The organism is Photorhabdus sp. RM96S (assembly GCF_042879335.1).
Taxonomy (GTDB): domain Bacteria; phylum Pseudomonadota; class Gammaproteobacteria; order Enterobacterales; family Enterobacteriaceae; genus Photorhabdus; species Photorhabdus kayaii.
This window is the reverse complement of record NZ_JBHFKT010000030.1, coordinates 23,631-42,762: the sequence shown is the minus strand read 5'-3', so window position 1 is coordinate 42,762 and position 19,132 is coordinate 23,631. Positions and strand designations below refer to the sequence as shown.

The 19,132-nt window shown below is 39.5% G+C and carries 21 protein-coding genes, 1 pseudogene and 1 other annotated feature; of the genes and pseudogenes, 6 read left to right on the top strand and 16 right to left on the bottom strand.

All coding sequences use genetic code 11. The annotated features are described in order from the left end of the window. Positions 1 to 6: 6 nt before the first annotated feature. Both hisG and hisL read right to left on the bottom strand, forming a co-directional pair. The gene (hisG, locus tag ACGF49_RS17335) at positions 7 to 906 is read right to left on the bottom strand and encodes an ATP phosphoribosyltransferase (protein WP_113042202.1); all 900 of its coding nucleotides are present in this window, start codon (positions 904 to 906) and stop codon (positions 7 to 9) included. A 26-nt stretch (positions 907 to 932) separates the two neighbouring features. Continuing rightward, positions 933 to 1,056: a sequence feature (His leader region), on the bottom strand. After that, the gene (hisL, locus tag ACGF49_RS17330; RefSeq protein WP_109791964.1) at positions 1,032 to 1,079 is read right to left on the bottom strand and encodes a his operon leader peptide; all 48 of its coding nucleotides are present in this window, start codon (positions 1,077 to 1,079) and stop codon (positions 1,032 to 1,034) included. It overlaps the preceding feature by 25 nt. Before the next feature lie 278 nt (positions 1,080 to 1,357). Here hisL and ACGF49_RS17325 point away from each other — a divergent pair, with 278 nt between their 5' ends. After that, entirely contained in the window at positions 1,358 to 2,185 is an 828-nt protein-coding gene (locus tag ACGF49_RS17325; protein ID WP_113042203.1) for an SDR family oxidoreductase, read from the top strand. Positions 2,186 to 2,192: 7 nt separating this feature from the next. On the opposite strand, the gene ACGF49_RS17320 is transcribed toward ACGF49_RS17325, so the two are convergent. Both ACGF49_RS17320 and ACGF49_RS17315 read right to left on the bottom strand, forming a co-directional pair. Continuing rightward, on the bottom strand, positions 2,193 to 2,813 hold the full coding sequence (locus ACGF49_RS17320; RefSeq protein WP_113042204.1) for a glutathione S-transferase family protein: 621 nt from the start codon (positions 2,811 to 2,813) through the stop codon (positions 2,193 to 2,195). Between the two features lie 36 nt (positions 2,814 to 2,849). After that, positions 2,850 to 3,092 (bottom strand): hypothetical protein, encoded by a 243-nt coding sequence (locus ACGF49_RS17315; RefSeq protein WP_387492054.1) that lies wholly within the window; start codon positions 3,090 to 3,092, stop codon positions 2,850 to 2,852. A 26-nt stretch (positions 3,093 to 3,118) separates the two neighbouring features. On the opposite strand from ACGF49_RS17315, the gene ACGF49_RS17310 reads away from it, so the two are divergent. Beyond that, the gene (locus ACGF49_RS17310) at positions 3,119 to 4,324 is read left to right on the top strand and encodes a serine hydrolase (RefSeq protein WP_271858666.1); all 1,206 of its coding nucleotides are present in this window, start codon (positions 3,119 to 3,121) and stop codon (positions 4,322 to 4,324) included. 130 nt (positions 4,325 to 4,454) lie between these two features. Here ACGF49_RS17310 and ACGF49_RS17305 read toward each other — a convergent pair whose 3' ends face one another. From ACGF49_RS17305 to ACGF49_RS17290, 4 genes are all read right to left on the bottom strand, one after another. Further along, positions 4,455 to 5,072 (bottom strand): hypothetical protein, encoded by a 618-nt coding sequence (locus tag ACGF49_RS17305; RefSeq protein ID WP_387492052.1) that lies wholly within the window; start codon positions 5,070 to 5,072, stop codon positions 4,455 to 4,457. Positions 5,073 to 5,409: 337 nt separating this feature from the next. Next, positions 5,410 to 5,748 (bottom strand): hypothetical protein, encoded by a 339-nt coding sequence (locus ACGF49_RS17300; RefSeq protein ID WP_113042206.1) that lies wholly within the window; start codon positions 5,746 to 5,748, stop codon positions 5,410 to 5,412. A gap of 1,145 nt (positions 5,749 to 6,893) precedes the next feature. Continuing rightward, the gene (locus ACGF49_RS17295; RefSeq protein WP_112894822.1) at positions 6,894 to 7,208 is read right to left on the bottom strand and encodes a Cro/Cl family transcriptional regulator; all 315 of its coding nucleotides are present in this window, start codon (positions 7,206 to 7,208) and stop codon (positions 6,894 to 6,896) included. A gap of 766 nt (positions 7,209 to 7,974) precedes the next feature. Continuing rightward, positions 7,975 to 8,142: a hypothetical protein gene (locus ACGF49_RS17290; RefSeq protein WP_158536552.1), complete on the bottom strand. Its 168-nt coding sequence runs from the start codon at positions 8,140 to 8,142 to the stop codon at positions 7,975 to 7,977. A gap of 116 nt (positions 8,143 to 8,258) precedes the next feature. On the opposite strand from ACGF49_RS17290, the gene ACGF49_RS17285 reads away from it, so the two are divergent. Continuing rightward, complete coding sequence (locus ACGF49_RS17285) at positions 8,259 to 8,867, top strand: hypothetical protein (protein ID WP_146748091.1); 609 nt, start codon at positions 8,259 to 8,261, stop codon at positions 8,865 to 8,867. Between the two features lie 77 nt (positions 8,868 to 8,944). On the opposite strand, the gene ACGF49_RS17280 is transcribed toward ACGF49_RS17285, so the two are convergent. The 3 genes from ACGF49_RS17280 to ACGF49_RS17270 form a co-directional block, all read right to left on the bottom strand. Beyond that, the gene (locus tag ACGF49_RS17280; RefSeq protein ID WP_113042209.1) at positions 8,945 to 10,243 is read right to left on the bottom strand and encodes an HAAAP family serine/threonine permease; all 1,299 of its coding nucleotides are present in this window, start codon (positions 10,241 to 10,243) and stop codon (positions 8,945 to 8,947) included. 1,031 nt (positions 10,244 to 11,274) lie between these two features. Continuing rightward, positions 11,275 to 11,883 (bottom strand): undecaprenyl-diphosphate phosphatase, encoded by a 609-nt coding sequence (gene ybjG, locus ACGF49_RS17275; protein ID WP_113042233.1) that lies wholly within the window; start codon positions 11,881 to 11,883, stop codon positions 11,275 to 11,277. A 536-nt stretch (positions 11,884 to 12,419) separates the two neighbouring features. Continuing rightward, on the bottom strand, positions 12,420 to 12,680 hold the full coding sequence (locus ACGF49_RS17270; protein ID WP_113042210.1) for a GrxA family glutaredoxin: 261 nt from the start codon (positions 12,678 to 12,680) through the stop codon (positions 12,420 to 12,422). A 190-nt stretch (positions 12,681 to 12,870) separates the two neighbouring features. Between ACGF49_RS17270 and ACGF49_RS17265 the strand changes: the two genes are divergently transcribed. From ACGF49_RS17265 to rlmC, 3 genes are all read left to right on the top strand, one after another. Continuing rightward, positions 12,871 to 13,182, top strand: a complete 312-nt coding sequence (locus ACGF49_RS17265) for a YbjC family protein (protein WP_113042211.1) — start codon at positions 12,871 to 12,873, stop codon at positions 13,180 to 13,182. 91 nt (positions 13,183 to 13,273) lie between these two features. Then, positions 13,274 to 13,786: a YbjN domain-containing protein gene (locus tag ACGF49_RS17260; RefSeq protein WP_113042212.1), complete on the top strand. Its 513-nt coding sequence runs from the start codon at positions 13,274 to 13,276 to the stop codon at positions 13,784 to 13,786. 24 nt (positions 13,787 to 13,810) lie between these two features. Next, positions 13,811 to 14,944 carry a 23S rRNA (uracil(747)-C(5))-methyltransferase RlmC gene (gene rlmC / locus ACGF49_RS17255; protein WP_387492046.1) on the top strand — a complete coding sequence of 378 codons (1,134 nt, stop codon included), beginning with the start codon at positions 13,811 to 13,813 and terminating at the stop codon, positions 14,942 to 14,944. A 53-nt stretch (positions 14,945 to 14,997) separates the two neighbouring features. On the opposite strand, the gene artM is transcribed toward rlmC, so the two are convergent. From artM to ACGF49_RS17230, 5 genes and pseudogenes are all read right to left on the bottom strand, one after another. Then, the gene (artM, locus tag ACGF49_RS17250; RefSeq protein ID WP_113042214.1) at positions 14,998 to 15,666 is read right to left on the bottom strand and encodes an arginine ABC transporter permease ArtM; all 669 of its coding nucleotides are present in this window, start codon (positions 15,664 to 15,666) and stop codon (positions 14,998 to 15,000) included. Further along, on the bottom strand, positions 15,666 to 16,382 hold the full coding sequence (gene artQ, locus ACGF49_RS17245) for an arginine ABC transporter permease ArtQ (RefSeq protein WP_387492042.1): 717 nt from the start codon (positions 16,380 to 16,382) through the stop codon (positions 15,666 to 15,668). Before artQ ends, artM begins: the two co-directional genes overlap by 1 nt. A gap of 14 nt (positions 16,383 to 16,396) precedes the next feature. Beyond that, positions 16,397 to 17,131, bottom strand: a complete 735-nt coding sequence (gene artJ / locus ACGF49_RS17240) for an arginine ABC transporter substrate-binding protein (protein WP_113042216.1) — start codon at positions 17,129 to 17,131, stop codon at positions 16,397 to 16,399. A gap of 19 nt (positions 17,132 to 17,150) precedes the next feature. Continuing rightward, a pseudogene (gene artP / locus ACGF49_RS17235) lies at positions 17,151 to 17,879 on the bottom strand (arginine ABC transporter ATP-binding protein ArtP). A 304-nt stretch (positions 17,880 to 18,183) separates the two neighbouring features. Then, on the bottom strand, positions 18,184 to 19,083 hold the full coding sequence (locus tag ACGF49_RS17230; protein ID WP_228901132.1) for a lysine exporter LysO family protein: 900 nt from the start codon (positions 19,081 to 19,083) through the stop codon (positions 18,184 to 18,186). Positions 19,084 to 19,132 lie beyond the last annotated feature (49 nt).

The following is a 19,132-nucleotide window of genomic DNA, read 5'->3' as shown; positions in this document are numbered from 1 at the left end:
TTTCGTTTACTCCATCATCTTTTCAATCGGCAAGACTAAAATGGAGCTGGCGCCAAGGGATTTAAGCTTCTCCATCGTTTCCCAAAACAGTGTTTCACTGCTTACCATATGCATGGCAACGCGGTTTTGATCCCCCGCCAGCGGTAGAATCGTTGGACGTTCCGCCCCTGGTAGCAGAGCAATCACTTCTTCAAGTTTTGCGCTTGGTGCGTGCAACATGATGTATTTGGATTCACGGGCCTGAATTACCCCTTGAATGCGGGTCAGCAGTTTCTCAATCAATTGCTGTTTATCGGCGGGCATTTCACCATCACGTTGAATAAGACAAGCCTTGGAACGGTAGATAATTTCTACTTCCCGCAGACCATTCGCTTCCAGTGTTGCGCCAGTTGAAACCAGATCACAGATGGCATCGGCTAACCCAGCGCGGGGAGCAACTTCAACTGAGCCATTTAGCAGACAGGATTTAAAGTGGATTTTTTTCTGATCGAGATAACGTTTTAGTAGGTGAGGGTAAGAGGTTGCGATACGGGCATTTTGTAAACATTCGACGCCGGTGTAGTTGTAGTCTAGAGGCGCGGCCAGTGAAAGGCGACAAGTACCGAAATCAAGGCGGCGTAAAGTGAAATAACGAGGATCTTCTCCTTGAGCGCGACGGCTTAATAGCGCTTCTTCCAGCACATTTTCACCGATAATACCCAGATCGACAACGCCATCCATAACCAGCCCTGGAATATCGTCATCGCGTACCCGCAAGATATCAATGGGCATATTTTCTGCGAATGCAATTAGGCGCTGTTGTTGCAGATTGATTTTAATGCCACAGCGAGCCAGTAATTCTCGTGAATCTTCGCTTAATCGGCCTGATTTCTGCATTGCGATACGTAAATGTGATTTATCTAACATTTTTATCCCCACTTAAAATCGGAAACATAAAAAAACCCTCGGAAGGAACCTTCCGAGGGTTTTTATCGCATTCATGCCACCGGAAGACCCGCTAAACGTCTTCCAGCACACAATCGCCTGAAAGACTAATCAGGATGATGATGGTGGTAATGGCTAAATTGAATGCGGATCATAATGGTTTCTCTTTGTTTATGATTGCGGACTGTTTACTGCCGGTTACTTTTATTCACTGACCAACAGAGGTTAAATTTTTTGCTTGCTATTCAACCTATACGATTTGACAGCCTAAAAGCAATCTATTTTTTTAACAATAAATTTATCTCATAATAATGTTTTGTTTTTACTTGAAATATTCTCTCCTATGGGAGAAATATAGGATCAATAATAACAGTGGCTTAATGTTCGAATTGTTTGCATAATCAAAATAATATCAGGCATAGAAGGAGTGGTGATGAAAAAAGTTTCCATTATCGGTCTGGGTTGGTTGGGGATGCCATTAGCCAAAGCATTGAGTCGCAGTGGTATGCAGGTTGTTGGCAGCAAAACGACGCCAGATGGTGTAGAGGCAGCACGTATGTCTGGTATCGAATGTTATTTGTTACAACTGGAACCTCAGATCAATTGCGCGCTTGATGATTTAGAGCAACTGATGGTAGCCGATGTACTGATCATCACTTTACCGGCAAGCCACACTGCGGGTGGCAGTTATAACTATGTTAGGGCAGTTCAGTTAATTGTCGATACTGCTCTTTCATACTCTGTGCCAAGGATTATTTTCACCAGTTCTACTTCTGTTTATGGTTTTGTTGCTGGCAATCTCAATGAGGATGCGCCTTTTTATCCTGAAACATCGTCAGCTCAGGCATTGGTTGAATTAGAGAATTGGTTGCATAAACTGCCAAATATTTCCGTTGATATTTTACGTTTAGCTGGTTTGGTCGGCAGTGGCCGTCATGCTGGACGTTTTCTGGCGGGAAAAAAGGAAGTTAAAGGGGGTAATCAGCCGGTCAATTTAGTTCATCAGGATGATGTTATTTCAGCCATTAACCTATTAATTCAGAGGACTGAAGGTGGGCATATTTATAATTTATGTGCGCCTGTTCACCCAACCAAGGCTGAATTTTACCCTAAGGCCAGTAATCAGCTTGATTTAGTTCCACCTGAGTTTTCCAGAAAAGAAACTCAGGTGAGAAGCAGAATTGTTGATGGCAGCCGTATTTGTCAGGAATTAGGATTTAAGTATCAATATCCTGATCCCAGATGGATGCCAATGAGCTGATTTTTTTTCAACTTAACTCAATCATGACAATTTCTTTGAACGCTGGTCTTTCTGCCATTAATTGATACCAGCGTTCAATATTTGGCAGAGAGGGGCGTTTGATTGGAATATTAAGCCAAGGATAAATCATAGGCCCTAATGCAATATCCGCCATGCCAAATTTATCGCCGGAAAGATATTTCTGTTCTGCCAGAGTATTCTCAACCATTTTCATCAGCTTCTCGATTTCAGCCAGGGTCTGTTCTATTTGCTTTTGATCCCGTTCTGCTTCGGGTGTACGAATAAAACCTATCACGAATTGCCTGATATGAGGAAACAGATGTGAACCAACCCAATCCATCCATTTATCTGCATTTGCTCTTTCCTGTAGGTCTTGTGGATAAAGTACCTCTTTACCAAATTTTGCTGCAAGATAACGAACAATTGCGTTAGATTCCCACAAGATAAAATCGCCTTCCTGTAAACAAGGGATTTTTCCATTCGGATTCATTTTTAGATATTGCGGGTCATCCAGTTCGCCAAATTTACTGCCAATATCTACTTGATTATACGGTACACCAAGTTCTTTCAGACACCAGAGCACTTTTTTTACATTGGAAGAGTTTTTACGGCCCCAAATGGTCAGCATGAGTTTCTCCTTGAATCGGGATGATAAGAAAATCGTCTATTTGTTACCAATAACTTTTATCAGATTAAATGAAAACCCATGATCAGCACAATCTTTACACTGTTTATGTTGGTTTCTTGTCGTACAACATTTTATATTAATATACCCGTCATCTTTCAAGTTGCTTCTTTGTTGGCTGCACTCACTCACCCCGGCCACATAGTTATCTATGCTCCCGGGGATTTGCTCCCTTGCTGCCGCGATGCATCTTGAAATCCATAGGGTATAAGAATTTGACATTTTTTCTTATTAAGTAAAGGGGAACGATGATGAAGAAAAGTCTGGCGATGACGATGAAATGTGTGATTGCGGTGCTGACAGTGGCATCAATGGTAAGTGCTCGTGTTTATGCATCGGATGAACCTGTTGTTCCACCCGTGGACGCTAGAGCTTATGTGTTAATGGATTATGACAGCGGTAAAATTCTGGCTGAGGGTAATCCCGATGAGCGGCTTGATCCAGCCAGTCTGACAAAAATTATGACCAGTTATGTTGTCGGTCAGGCGATAAAAGCAGGAAAAATTACGTCGGAAGATGTCGTTACTGTGGGAAAAGATGCTTGGGCGACGGGAAATCCCATACTGAAAGGTTCTTCGCTCATGTTTCTTAAACCCGATGACAGGGTAAAAGTGATCGATCTGAATCGTGGTGTTGTTATTCAATCTGGTAATGATGCCAGCATCGCTTTGGCTGATTATGTGGCGGGCAGTCAGGATGTATTTGTTAGTCTGATGAACAATTATGCAAAAGCCCTTGGGTTGACTAACACCCATTTTCGTACAGTTCATGGATTGGATGCTGAGGGCCAATTTAGTACTGCTCGTGATATGGCGGTATTGAGTCAGGCGATGATCCGTGATGTTCCTGATGAGTATGCCTTGCATAAAGAGAAAATATTTACCTTCAATAAAATCCAACAGCTTAACCGTAACCGATTGTTATGGAATAAAAATATGAATGTCGATGGTGTGAAAACAGGATATACCAGCGGCGCCGGTTATAATCTGGTTGCTTCAGCGACAGAGGGATCTATGCGGCTGATTTCTGTAGTGTTAGGTGCGCCAAGTGATCGGGTTCGTTTTGCTGAAAGTGAAAAATTACTTGCATGGGGATTCCGTTTTTATGAAACGGTAACCCCTATTAAAGTTAGTGAGCCGTTTGTTTCAGAAAAGGTTTGGTATGGCAAGCGTTCAGATGTTGCTCTCGGCGTAGAAAAAGACGCGGCGATCACTATTCCTCGTGGGCAGTTAAAAAATTTGAAAGCCAGTTACATATTAAATCAGACGCCATTAACAGCGCCTTTGACGAAAAATCAGGTTGTGGGTGTGATTAACTTCCAATTAGGGGATAAGGTCATTGAACAACGTCCTTTGGTGGTGAAAGAAGTGGTAGAGGAAGGTAACTTTTTTAGCCGTATTTGGGATTTGATTGTGATGAAAGTTAGTGGTTGGTTTAAGGCGATTTTTGGTTGATTTGACGTCAATATAAGGTTTATGTGGCAGGTTGGGTGAAGTTATATTCTTTCTGATTTAGGGCGCGGCATTTTGCCGCGCACGTTTTACACTTATTTTTTTCCATCTAGAGAGCAACGTTTGCTATTTTTTACAGCAGATCCGTTATACCGGCCTTTGAATAACAAAATACCACCAGGTTTATCTTGCCAGTAAGCCCATAATTCGATCTCAGTTCTACATGATGGCCGATATTTTCGTAACGAATATGCGTAGGTGATAAACCTCGATAGTTTCGGATTGATGTTCCTTCATATCGGAGTTCATAGCTAGTAGCGAATCCTGTTAAATCGCCATATTCAACCCCATTGACGCTGGCTGTATAATTGGGAAAACGACTAACATTGCCTCCGCCGAAAATAACAAGAGGTTCCTGAGGATTTGAAACATCAAGTTCACCGGCAAAGGGTCGGACAGCATCACCGTCAGAAAAAATCTTTTCGCTTTCTCCAGTGCCAATAGCGCCATATATTTCTATTTTACTGTTCCAGGCAACTTCATCTTTTGCTATGGGAACAATAATGAGGTTCTCAGAAACTAAGATTGGTGGAGATTGGTAAGTAATCCCCTCAAAGATAACATCGTAAACATCAAAAAATTCAACACTGCCCTCAACAGATTTGACGGCCCTATGCCATGCTCCATCGTAGAAATGATCTGTTGCATAACCTGAGGATGGCTTTTTAATACGTTGGCTTTCTTCTGACATTTTATCATCTATTATGAAGAGTAATGAGTGAGAGAAAATAGGTTTTTATTTTCTATTTTAAATGATTTTTAAATTCATTGAATATAGATTAATGACACCGAAATAGCATTATTGAAATAAGATATTATTTATTAATTATCGTGAATTTAAAGCGGTGTTGTTAGAACAGGCAGAACCTTGTGATTAAGGTTCTGCCTGGAGAAGGGAGTAACTGGTAGAAAATATTTTTTAGCTTTTACTCAACATCAGCTTTGTTCTACCAGAGAAATACTACACTCAATTTCTATTGTAACAATAAGGAATTAGGTGGAGCTATTTAGCAATTTATGACTTTATCTTAAGAAGCCAGTAATGTTGCGTTGTAAATATAATTGTAACCACCAGGAGAAACCGCTGATGAGGAAGTTATATTTACACGTTTGTTATTACTGCAAGCGCTCAGAAGAAGATGATACAGTGCTGCACCTCTGTAGTCCTGAGCATTCCACCATAACAAATAGTTAAATTTGCCGTTAGGGAATTGCATAGTGACAGTCACTTGCAATTGGTTTTGATCAGGTGCAGCCTGAATTGAAGTTACTGTACCAACAGCGAAATAGTAATTAGGGTTTGGAGAAGTTTGTTCAGGCTTATTTTCTGTTACCACTTCATTAGAAGAAGGATTTGTATAGTTCATCGTGTTAACCTTTTAATTTAACGTAATTGAAAAAGAGAATTTTTTACTAAAATGTACGGAGCAGTCATTTGTCCGCCGAAGAAATATAAGGTAATTTGTAATTGTAATCTATATTAAAAGTTTATCTGTATTATATAATTATTGATGCTGTTAAAAATTCGCCAATAATATATTTCCTCTAAATGGTTATAATAATCAAATGCATCACTCTAATCAAAAAATAATATTGATATTTATTTTCTGTCGTTGAAATGGAGAAATTACAATCCGTTCCAGCGGGAATTATTTATGCAGGATGTTCTTATTAATAGAGTATGGATAAGGAAGGGGTGGCAGGAATTGAAGCGTACTGGCAGTATGTGGTGAATGATTTAAATTTTAATTTTCTAGTTGATATTTAAATAAAACATTATGAAATTATTCTTATCCTATAGTATTTCGCATGGATATATATGACTGCAAGCTTTGAAATTAATTTATTTAAATCTATTTAAGATTTAATAATACCTAGGTCAATAATATTTTATTGACAATTACAATGTGTAAATATTATTGATGTAATTATCTATACCCAATGGATTTCAAGATGGATCGCGACGGCAAGGGAACGAATCCCCGGGAGCATAGATAACGATGTGACCGGGGTGAGTGAGTGCAGCCAACAAAGAGGCAACTTGAAAGATGACGGGTATATGTTGTTAAGTATTTACGGGGTGAAATAAAGAGATGTTGTTCTACCCTGTTTTTAAAGATTGAATAGATGGTATGTGCTATTATTAAAATAATTTCTAAAAGAAATTTTTTTGAGTGAAATTAAATTTTAATAATGATATATTGATATTTTTGTGTGAAATAGATAACTAAGTTAATTAATTTTAATTTTTTGAAAATTTGTTTTCTGTTATTTTATGAGTTTCTTTTTTTATTAAATGTAACTATTGCAGGCAGAACGTTAATATTACGCTCTGCCTTAGATAGGGTAGAATGTGCTGTTATAAAAGTCAGCTTCATTATACCAGAGAAATGTTGTGCCAAGTTCCTATCACAACAGTACTGTATTTTGCGATCAATGAGATCGCTTCAATCAAATTGAGTTTCTATTAGGAGTCTATTATTTGGCCCAAGCATTTCAACAAGCAATTATTTTACATAGAGATTTCTACGCAATTAATGTAATCGCAACCGAGAGGACCAACTTTTCCTACGGTGCCTATTTTCACATCTTTCTTAGCGCAAAGCGCTTCCATCAGGACTTTATAAATCGCCATGCCTCTATTGTCTAGCAGATTCCATTTCAAAAGCATTTCTTCACATGTGCCATCATGCATTAATACAGTCACCATAACTTGCATAACTTTGTCTGGCATAACTTTCATTGCAATGATTTTACAGCTACGTAGCATTACGTCATCTACTATATTAGTATCTTTAATTAAAGAAGGATGCATGTCATTAATCATAATATAAACTCCAAAATATAATGTAATTAATTGGTAAATAAGCCTATATTATCTCAGAATAAAGAACGGAAAACCGTCTGTTTGAGAAATATAAGGTGGTTGGTACTTCTACTATAAAAGCAATCTACATAAGAAATTTTTTTGCGCTAAAAATATAGGACAGCTAACGTTTTTAATTGGCATATAACATTTTCTCTAACACATATAACTATAGGTGCCATTTATAGGTTGTCAAATAAATTTGAAAAAATAATGTAATTATCTGATATATGGAGTCATTTTATTAAAAAATGGAAAGTAGATTGTTGATATGAGAAATATAAAGTAACTGGATTTTTTCACATTGTATATAATTGTATTAAATTAAAATATAATTGAAAATTTATTTGTTTTGAATGATTAGTTTGATAATTAAAATTTTAAATTATATTTTTGATTGTTGTAAATAAACATGGTTAATTTATTTGTTTGAAATTTATATAATTATTAATTTAAATGAGATATTACATGTGTTTTTTATAAAAAAAACTTTTTTTTATGAAGTGTTCGTCTATTATTTAAAAAAATCAATAGTGCATAAAATAGCAATGTAACTAACTATTTCAATATTAAGGTTAAATTGTGTTAGAGTGATTTTATATTTATCAATAAATTAATGTTATTAGAAATAAAATAATTAGAATTCATTATTCTATGATGAAAAGGAGGTTATATGTCATATCTTGATCCGTTAGCGCTTTCTATCCGTTTTGGAAATCGCAATAATTTAGGTGATGACAAACGGTGGACGGATAAACCTAATCCTCTCCATAAGCTTAATCAGGAGCAATTTACTTACATTTATGAGGATAGTCTGCACTTTCTTTATGGCCGATATATACCCGTTATCTTTCAAGTTGCCTCTTTGTTGGCTGCACTCACTCACCCCGGTCACATAGTTATCTATGCTCCCGGGGATTCGCTCCCTTGCCGTCGCGATGCATCTTGAAATCCATTGGGTATAGATTTAATCCAAGTAATGGACGAGATAATATTTTGACAGATATGCAGGTGTCGAAAATCAAGACGGGAAAATATATTGATCAATATGGTCATGATGAACAGTATGAGGTTCTTGGTCTCCTTGGTGGCATGGGAACATTTCCTTTACATTCAATATTCGGTACGTTTAGAACAGAAGAAGTAGATCTGATTAGTTACTATTTTTATATTGCATATGTATTGACGGGTAATTATTCAATTCATAATCGTTATTTTTACCAAGGTTATCCAATGGGGCCTAATAACGATGAGGGGCTAGATTATCTTCTTATGTGGAACGCCGTTGATATCATTCCACCACCGTATAAGCCGGGTTTGCCCCGATATTTCCCGCTGATTAATGGTTATATTCTCTTTCCTTCAGCAACTGAGGCTGTAGTTATCTCTAATATTTCTACCGATGCCAAGTTTATCCGTCTTGAGGAGACTGGCTATGGGTTTCCTTTTACTGGAGAGATTGCGACCAAGACGCCTTATATCCTGACAGATAAGTTGTGGCAACAATGGGACGAAGAAGAACAGCAGGAGGTACCAATAGACGAACGGGGATATTTTAACGAAGACGATTTGTGGCAATATGATGAACAGCAGGGGGATTGGGTGAAGTGGGTCGTGTAGTTTGAATTTTTCCGCTAGCTAGCTCATGTCATTATTCGGTTGCTGCCCGCTTGAAGAGAACAGCAACCAAATATTTATTATGCAAACAGTGAGTAGAGGACAGCAGAGATAGCAACTAACCCCATAAAGACGATAAACAGATTACTCAGCTTGCCGCTATATTTGCGCATTGCAGGAACTTTGCTGATTGCATACATTGGCATAAGGAACAGCAACATTGCGATAATAGGACCACCTAATCTTTCGATCATTTCCAAAATACTTGGATTCAGAGTAGCGACAATCCAAGTCGTTACTAACATGAAAATGGACGTGATACGATTCAGCTTTTTAGGCTCAATAGTTTTACCTTGGTCACGCAATGCCTTAACCACGATACCATTAAAACCTTCACGTGCACCCAGATAATGACCAAGGAAAGATTTGGTAATTGCTATGAATGCAATAAACGGAGCAATGTAGGCAATCACGGGTGTATTAAAGTGGTTAGCCAGATAAGACAGAATAGAAATATTTTGTGCTTTGGCTTCTGCCAGATTTTCTGGAGACAGGCTCAATACGCAGCTGAATACGAAGAACATCACGGTTACAACCATCATGATATGGGCGTAAGCCAGAATGCGGGAGCATTTTTTCTCAGCATTTTCACCATATTCTCCACGTTTTGCCACAGCAAACGCCGAGATAATTGGCGAGTGGTTGAAGGAGAACACCATTACTGGGATCGCTAGCCATAGAGTGATGAGTAGCCCATGACTTGCACTCGATGCAGAAACGCTGATGTTTTCGAAGATTGTGGTATTCCAGTTAGGGATCAGATAAAACGCCAGTAGCATCAAAACGGCAACAAATGGGAATACCAGCACGCTCATTGCTTTAACAATAGCCTGTTCACCGAAACGGATGATGGTCATTACACCAATAATTAGGATCAGAGCCAGCAGAGCACGGGGAGGTGATGGCAAATGTAATTGGTGAACAATAAAGCTGTCTACGGTGTTGGTAATAGCAACGCTGTAAACTAAGAGAATCGGGTAGATAGCGAAGAAGTAGAGCAGGGTGATAAGTTTACCTGCCAGGCTGCCAAAGTGTTCTTCTACGACTTCGGTAATATCTTCGCCAGGGTTTTTACCGGATAGAACGAAACGACACATCCCGCGGTGGGCGAAGAAAGTCATTGGGAAAGCCAGTAGCGCCATCACCAAAAGAGGTAGTAGGCCACCAATACCGGCATTGATGGGTAAGAATAATACACCGGCACCAATCGCAGTACCATATAAACCAAGCATCCATACTGTATCTGATTTACGCCAGGTTTTATAATCGCTTGGGCTGGTCGCCTGTGATGCGATCGTACCTGTTTGAGTCATATCCATAGTTATCTCCGAGAATAACGCGGTAAATTAAAAAATGAAATTACAATGCCGCAAGTATGCAATAAATGCAAATACATGTGGTCTAATTCTTTCTTTATAAAAAATAAATTTTTTAAATATCTCTGGTGGTTATTTAAACGTTTTTATTACCACATTAACATCTTGTTCGAAAATTGGACTTTAAATTAACAAGCCAAAATTTTCGCTTTACTTTCTTTTTTGAAAGAAAGTCTGGAAATTTTAAGACCAGACTTTTGATAGTGGAAAGATAGCGATTTTTAGTGAATAGTACCGTGATCATAGTCTCAAATGCAGAATATATCTCGAAAAGTCATCATGCTACGAGATTTAGTGTAATTGTTGCCTAAATATTGCGAATTTTAATAAGTTCAAATTGTAACCTCAATTTGCCCATTATTCAACTCTTATTATTCTCTTATGTTTTTGTTATTTCCTGTCTATTTATTTACATATTAATGAATAAAAATGGCAAATAGAGTGAATGGTTAATAAATTGATAAATATCAATTTTTTACCAGATTTTAAAATAGATATCTCTTATGTAATGCTTGTATCTTTGTGAAAGATATAGATAAAATCAGAATAATAGATTAATAGCACCAATAATATGAATGAAAGATGTGCTAGCCATTCTTTGATCAAGTTTTAATAATCTCTTTCGTTATATATCTATTTACATAGTGATTTATATATACCCGTCATCTTTCAAGTTGCCTCTTTGTTGGCTGCACTCGCTCACCCCGGTCACATAGTTATCTATGCTCCCGGGGATTCACTCCCTTGCCGTCGCGATGCATCTTGAAATCCATAGGGCATAGATTTATTGATTTATATGAAAATCGTTGAGTTGAATTTAAGCGCAAATAAATGCTAAATAGGGTACAGGATATTACCCTGCTGGTTAACTCATGTCCATTTTGGTATGTAAAATTAGCCAATAATTTCTAATAAAAAGACTTTGGTTGAAATAGCGTTCGTTTATCTTAAGTCGCTAAGTTGCATTTATGTTGCTAGCTTTTTATCCATCCTTTACGGATAGGAAAAGCGCAGCAATGCTGGTACAGACTGTTCAATCTTTTTTGTAAACGTTCACCAGACAGGCTCCATATTATTTGTGCAAAAGTGCATCCCATTAGGCTGACGATAAATGCCCCGACCATATCCATCGGCCAGTGAACGCCTAAATAGACTCTGGCCCATGCAATTGCCAGTGCAATTGCCATCATGCATAAGCCCGGCCAAATCCTATACCAGAATAAAAAGGATAAAGCGAAAGTGAAGACGGTTGTTCCATGATGACTTGGGAATGAGGTTGTTGGCGCGTGAGGAAGAAAGTTATAACCAAAACCTTCTGCAAAAGGGCGGTCGTGAGGGCAGAGTAAACCGATACAGTATGAGGTTAGCATAGCAAAACAGAAGGCAATGGTGGTTTTACTGACGATAACCCGATGATAAGGGCGAGTACGCTCTGAACCCCAGAACCAGAAACTAGCCAATATTAGAGGGAAAATAATAACCAGGTATTTTGCAATGAACGTCGCTATTGCAATCATGGCTGGTGATGATTCAGGCGTAGCATTGAAAAAGGTAAACAGATCATGATTTATTTGTTCTAACAAATCGGGCCTCACATATAGTCACTTATGTATATCATGATAGTCGGACGCAAGAGAGTAAAGTTGGCTGACCTGAGAGTAAAGCGTAATTCTCTTAATTGTTGGTGTTATTTATTTTTGGTTTATATTTCCACCAAGGGAATATTTGGCAGTCATCCTGACAAAAACTAATCAATTCATTGATATTTATGATGATAATCTCTAGATCAGCGCGTTGATAGTATCGGTGGTTGATAGGTTGATCATCTGTAGAATCGGTTATGTGTTTATGAACGGTATACTTTTCAGGCAATAAAAAAACCCGATAGTCTTGAACCAAAGTGGATTAACTATCGGGTTCCTCAATATGGGGATATCAAAGAAAAGCAGTGGCATTAATTCAGACTACGGTTTGGCAAAAAAGTTCTTCGTGATAAGAAAAAAAACAGATTTTTTTCAATTTGATGAAAATAACATTTTTTGCACAAATCAACCGAGACCACTGTGACGAATAATCAATGGCGGTTTTTACCGCAGCGAAAGTAAAACAGGAAGTTCGATTATTGTAGTAATTGGTGTTCTTTTACATACGCTTCGAAGTCAGTGCAGCCACCGATATGTTTCTCATCAACAAAAATTTGCGGGACAGTTTCTACGGGTTTACCAACCGTTTTTTCCAGATCAGCTTTAGCGATACCTTCTGCGTGAATATCAACATAACGGAAGTCAAAGTCATCACGCTGCTCTTTCAGTCGTTCTGCCAGCTCTTTCGCGCGGACACAGTACGGGCAGCCAGGACGACCGAAAATCACAGTAAACATATAAACTCCTCTTGGTTATATTAAAGTAATGCGGTTTGATGTGTTACTCATGCTTATTTGATAGCTACTATGCCTGTATCGATCGGTAAAAAAAAGCAGAAATTGCCTTTTGCTTTAATTCATCATACCAATTTTGGTAACAGTGTTTCCGGTAGTATAATGTAGCATCAGGTTGTTAAGAGAGGATGCGATGAAAAGTCATCAAGGCAATATGAGTTCATTGGCAGATATGCCAAAACAGGTTATTCTGCTAGAAATTGTCGGAATTTTGTGCTTAATCCTGTCATATTTGACTATTAATGATATTGTCATCTTAACAGATTTACTAATGACGCCAGAAGCACATGTTGTTATGATTTTCATCGGCATAGGTTGTTTGGTTCCTGCTGCGGTTAATATCATTTGGCGTGCAGTGTATGGTCTCTCTTTTTTGGGAGTTGATCATGTTGATCATAAAAAAGAGAGCAAAAATAAGGTAGAAGGTAGTGATAACGGTAAGTAAAAATAATTTATCAGTTATTGGTGATGGCGCGATAAAGAATTATTTCGTAAGCTATAGCGCTTTTTCATTTTCCGTTGTATGGGGTTGTTAGATGAGTTCACTTGTCATTCCTGACTTATCAGTATTGCGTGAGTGGTTGGATCAGCTCAAAATTTCCTACTTTGAGTGCGATTCATGCCAGGCGCTGCATCTACCTCATATGCAGAATATTGATGGTTTATTTGATGCTAAAATTGATCTGTTGGACAATGTAATCTTGTTTTCTGCGTTGGCTGAAGTTAAACCAACCGCCATTATTCCTTTGATGGCTAATCTAAGCCAGATTAATGCCAGTTCGCTGACAATCAAGGCTTTTCTTGATATTCAGGATGAAAACCTACCGAAATTGGTGGTGTGCCAATCTTTCCTTGTTTCAGCCGGGCTGACTTTTTCCCAGTTTTCTCATTTCTTGCAACAAAGCGAAGAGCAGATTGCGGGAGTGATTTTTGAAATTCACAGTAATAACTTGTTGTATATTAATCGTGATATCGAAATCGAGAGTGACATTGAAGAGGAAGAGGAATCACAAGTTTCTGCTAAGGCGCCGACTTTTACTTTGCACTAATATTTTCAACACGGTTATCCAACAATGCAATGTACGCATTATTCTGCGGGGCACTGTCACTCTTGTCAGTGGCTCGAAAAACCCTATTCTCAGCAGTTAGAAGATAAGCAGCAGAATTTAAAGCAGTTATTACCTCAAGCTATTGTGAAGCAATGGTTACCTCCAATTGCCAGCCAACAAGATGCCTTTCGTAATAAAGCTAAAATGGTCGTCAGTGGCAGTGTAGAACGCCCATTGCTAGGCATGTTGTATCGTGATGGCACGGCGGTTGATCTGTGTCATTGTCCTCTCTATCCAGCGCATTTTCAGCCTGTATTCGATGTTGTTAAATCGTTCATTGCTTGTGCCGGGTTGACGCCATATAACGTTGCTCGTAAACGGGGTGAACTGAAATATTTGTTGCTGACAGAAAGCCGTCATAGCGGTGAAATGATGTTACGTTTTGTACTGCGTTCTGAAACAAAAATTGCTCAACTGGAGCGTGCTTTACCTCGGTTGTGTGAGCAATTGCCACAGCTTACGGTGATCTCTGCCAATATTCAGCCAATCCATATGGCGATTTTGGAGGGGGAAAAAGAGATTCTGTTTACTGAACAAAAGGCGCTGAAAGAACAGTTCAATGGCATTCCTCTTTACATCCGTCCACATAGCTTTTTCCAAACTAACCCGAAAATGGCTTCTGAATTGTATGCAACAGCAGGGCGTTGGGTTCGTGAACTGAAAATCAGTAGCATGTGGGATCTATTCTGCGGTGTTGGGGGTTTTGGTCTGCATTGCGCAGATAAAAATACCTGTTTAACCGGCATTGAAATCAGCTCAGAAGCCATTGATTGTGCCCGCGATTCGGCGAAAACACTAGGTTTGGAAAACATCGAGTTTCAAGCTTTGGACTCAACACATTTTGCTGTAGCAAAAGATCAAATTCCGCAATTGGTTTTGGTCAATCCGCCTCGTCGGGGAATGGGTAAGGTGTTGTGCGATTATCTCAGTAAAATGGCTACGAATTATATTCTTTATTCAAGCTGTAATGCTCAGACAATGGCGAAAGACATTGCTGCGCTAGCTAACTATCGTGTAGAAAAGGTACAGTTGTTTGATATGTTTCCTCATACTGAACATTACGAAGTTTTAGCGTTATTGATATTAAATCATAACTGAATAACGAAAGGATGTGTGGGGATGGGGTTCCAAAAGAGAACGCCCTATCCCGTTTAGTCATGGCGCTCAAAAGCAAGTGCACGACGTTCAATCATCCGCATCAGCAAAGTCAGGATACCGTTGACACATAGATAAATCACCCCTGCGGCCATAAAAGCCATCACATCATAATTGCGGCCAAATAGAAGCTGACTGTATCCCATTACTTCCAGCAAAGTAATAGTACTTGCGAGAGAAGTACTCTTGAAAATCAATACAACTTCGTTGGAATAGGAAGATAACGCCCGTTTAAAAGCATAGGGCAGCAGGATCTGCATAGATTGTGCTTTAGACATGCCCAATGCTTGACAGGATTGCCATTGACCAGCAGGAATTGCCTTTACTGCGCCATAGAATAGCAGAGTAGAATATGCCGCACTGTTAAGCGCTAGCGTTACCATTGCGCACAGCCAGGGTTCAGACAGTAATTGCCAAAGCCACGGGTACGCTTTTATGGAAGGAAACTGCCCAGGCCCGTAATAAATCAGAAAGAACTGTACCAACAAAGGCGTACCGGTAAACAGAGTAATGTAGGTTTTTACCAGTTGTGTCAGTACTGGCAGTTTCATGGTCAGAACCATAGTGAACAGGACGGACATCATGAAAGCAACAAAAAGCGCTGTGACGGTCAGGCTTAGACTGGTTTGCAGACCTGGTAAAATTTGTTGAATATACTCAAACATCAGGGAGCACTCCGATCAAAGCGAGTGGTATGCATCTCAATTTTCTTTAGAATAAACTGACTGATCAGAGTGATAGCCAGATAGATAAGCGCCACAATCATATACCAGGTAAAGGGTTCCTGAGTGCGTGTGGCAATACTTTTGGTTTGTTGCATGAGATCATTCACACTGATAAGCGATACCAGCGCGGTATCTTTCAACAAAACTAACCATTGGTTACCGAGCCCTGGTAGAGCATGTCGCCACATTTGAGGCATGATCAGGCGGAAAAATATTTCAGCGCGACCAAGACCTAATGCTTGACCGGCTTCCCATTGGCCGGCCGGAATGGCTTTTATCGCACCACGGAGTGTCTGGGATGCATAGGCAGAGTAGAGTAGGGAAAGTGCAATGACACCACAAAGGAATGGGCTGACATAAAAGTCTTGAATATCTATCTGAATTCTGGAGTGCCAGAAGATAAGATTAATGTCAAAGCCATCAGCCAGTGTCATGAGAAGTTGTGATGCGCCGAAGTAAACGAACAGCACGACCAAAATTTCTGGCAATCCTCTGAACAGAGTGGCCCAACAGGTGCCAAGTATGGCGAAGGGTTTCCAACGGGCTGATTCCCAAGCAGCAAATAGCATAGCTAAAATCAGACCAAGCACTAATGCAGACACGGCAAGGCCGACGGTGATGCCGGCGGCGCTTGTTAGAGATTGGAATTCATTCATAGAGATTCGGCTACTTATTTAAACCATTTTTTATAAATGATGTCATAAGTACCATCTCGTTTGATGTCAGCGAGTGCTTTATTCAGCTTATCTTGTAGATCTTTGTTACCCTTACGAACTGCAATACCTAAGCCGATACCAAAGTAATTTTTGTCAGTGACTTTGTTACCTACGGTACTTAAGTTTTCATTCTTTTTCAGCCACTCGTTAACAACGGCAGTGTCACCGAAAACGGCGTCCAGACGGCCATTTTTCAGATCCAGAATCGCATTTTGATAGCTGTCATAAGGAACGGTTTTAATCTCTTTTCGTTGTTCCATCAGATATTTTTGGTGAGTTGTACCATTCTGGATACCCACAAGTTTGCCTTTCAGCTCTGCGGTGTTGGAGACTTTGCCTTTAACGGAGATAAAAACCGCGGAGTTATCGTAATAAGTGTTAGTAAAATCAACCTGCTTTTGGCGTTCAGGGGTAATATCAATACCTGCGGCTAAAGCGTCGAAGCGACGGAATTTCAGGCTAGGGATCAGGCTGTCAAAGGATTGGTTAGTGAAGGTACATGTTGCATTGATTTTCTCACAGATGGCATTGGCCAAATCGACATCAAAACCCTGAATTTTATTATTTGCATCGATGAACTCAAACGGAGGGTAAGTGGCTTCTGTGGCAAAACGAATGGTCTCTTTTTCCGTGGCGGTTGCAGATAAAGCTACTGTGCCTAAGAGGGCTGCAAAAAGTAGTTTTTTCATCGCTATATCCTATTAATAGTTAGTGTGATAGATAATTAGCAAAGGCTTTGGTTTGTGGTTGCGTAAAATGGCTGATATCACCTTGTTCTATAATGTGGCCGTTTTCCATATATACGACATGGCTTGCGGCCTTGCGGGCGATTTCCACTTCATGGGTAACGATAATCTATGTAATACCCGTAGCGGATAATTCATGGATGATATTGACAACCTGTGCTGTAATTTCTGGGTCCAGCGCTGCCGTTGGTTCATCAAATAATAAAACTTGGGGTTCCATCATTAATGCTCGTGCAATAGCAACCCGTTGCTGTTGCCCACCAGATAAATGTTGTGGGAAGCGGCCAGCAAAATCATCTAAGCGCAAACGGGAAAGGAGCTTATCCGCTTTTTCCCGCGCTTGTTGCTTGGATAAACCCAGTACGCGACAAGGCGCTTCGATCAGGTTATCCATAACAGTAAGGTGTGGCCACAAGTGATATTGCTGAAAAACCATACCTACATTCTGGCGTAGAGAATGAATCTCCTTTGTTCCTGGTGTTTGTTCGAAATCGAATTGATGATTAGCAATATGCAACTGGCCGGATCGTGGTATTTCCAGCAGGTTTAGTACTCGTAACAATGTACTTTTACCTGCGCCACTTGGCCCTAGCAAAACCATCGTTTCCCCTGAAGAACACTCAAGATTAATATCAAACAGTGCCTGATGGATACCGTAATAGCAATCAATGCTTTTTAATTGAATACTCATGCTTTAATTCTGAATAGTCAGTGATTTAGTTCGATGCTAAACCCGTTAGCATAATTATGCAATATCTTATGTACAGAATATTATTAATTGATATTTCAATTACATGTCTGATTAACGTGCGCTATTCTCTCCTTAGTGCAATTTGTCAACAAAGGCTTATTTATTCTATTGGCATACTGCGAAAAGATGAATAGGTCACAAATGGGCCAGCATTAGGATAAGTAACCACTGTTGACGATTTATGACCATGAAACGCCCGAACGGTTATTTATGACATCAAGTATTATTGTGGCTCAAATTCTGGTTAAGTAAAGAATGCGATCAGTAAAGGTGCGAGCAAACTCAGGACGAAACCGTGAACTATCGCTGCTGGAACAATACTGACGCCCCCGCACCGTTGTAATACTGGCAAGGTGAAATCCATCGAAGTGGCACCACTTAATCCTAGAGCGCTTGAGCGATATCGATTGATTAGAATCGGAATTAGCATAATTGCTGCCAGTTCGCGTGCCAGGTCATTAAAGAATGCAGCACTACCGATTACCGGCCCGTAAGCATCAGAAAGTAAGATGCCAGAAAGGGAATACCAACCATAACCGGAAGCCAACGCTAAACCTGTTTTCACTGGCAGCCCAAGAATAAGTGCTGCGATAGCCCCGCCGGTAAGCGCACTGACAGCAATGACAATTGCAATAATGGTACCGCGGCGGTTTAGCAATATCTGTTTCAGGCTCATACCGTTATTACGTAATTGAATTCCGACGAGCAACAGTAAAACGATTAAGGCAATTTCACTGGCATGATTGGAGAAGTGCAGCCATGACCAGCCAGTGAGCCCAAATAGGAAACCTAAAATCAGTACACCACATAATTTCAGTGATTCAAAAATCATATGTAAACGGGAAGGGGGTTTTTCCTGTTTATGCGGACTAATAATCCAAGGATCGTGTTTTTCAAGCAGGAATAACGCTAGCATATTAGCAGTAAAAATACATAAAAAAAATGTTATCGCATATTGAAAGATAGAGAAGAGGTTACGGCCTAAATCGTCCAACAAAGCCAGGCTGATTCCCATTAAAAACAGGATGATATAGACCATTGCGTTAAGAAAGTGATGAACAGCACTTAACAGTGTCTTATTATTCAAATGGGTAAGATAGCCTAGCGTTAACGGCAAAAGAATGATCAGCAGCCCAGAGTACATAATTAGCATCCTTTAAAACGATTAACGTCTTTTTATCCAAATTCAGTAT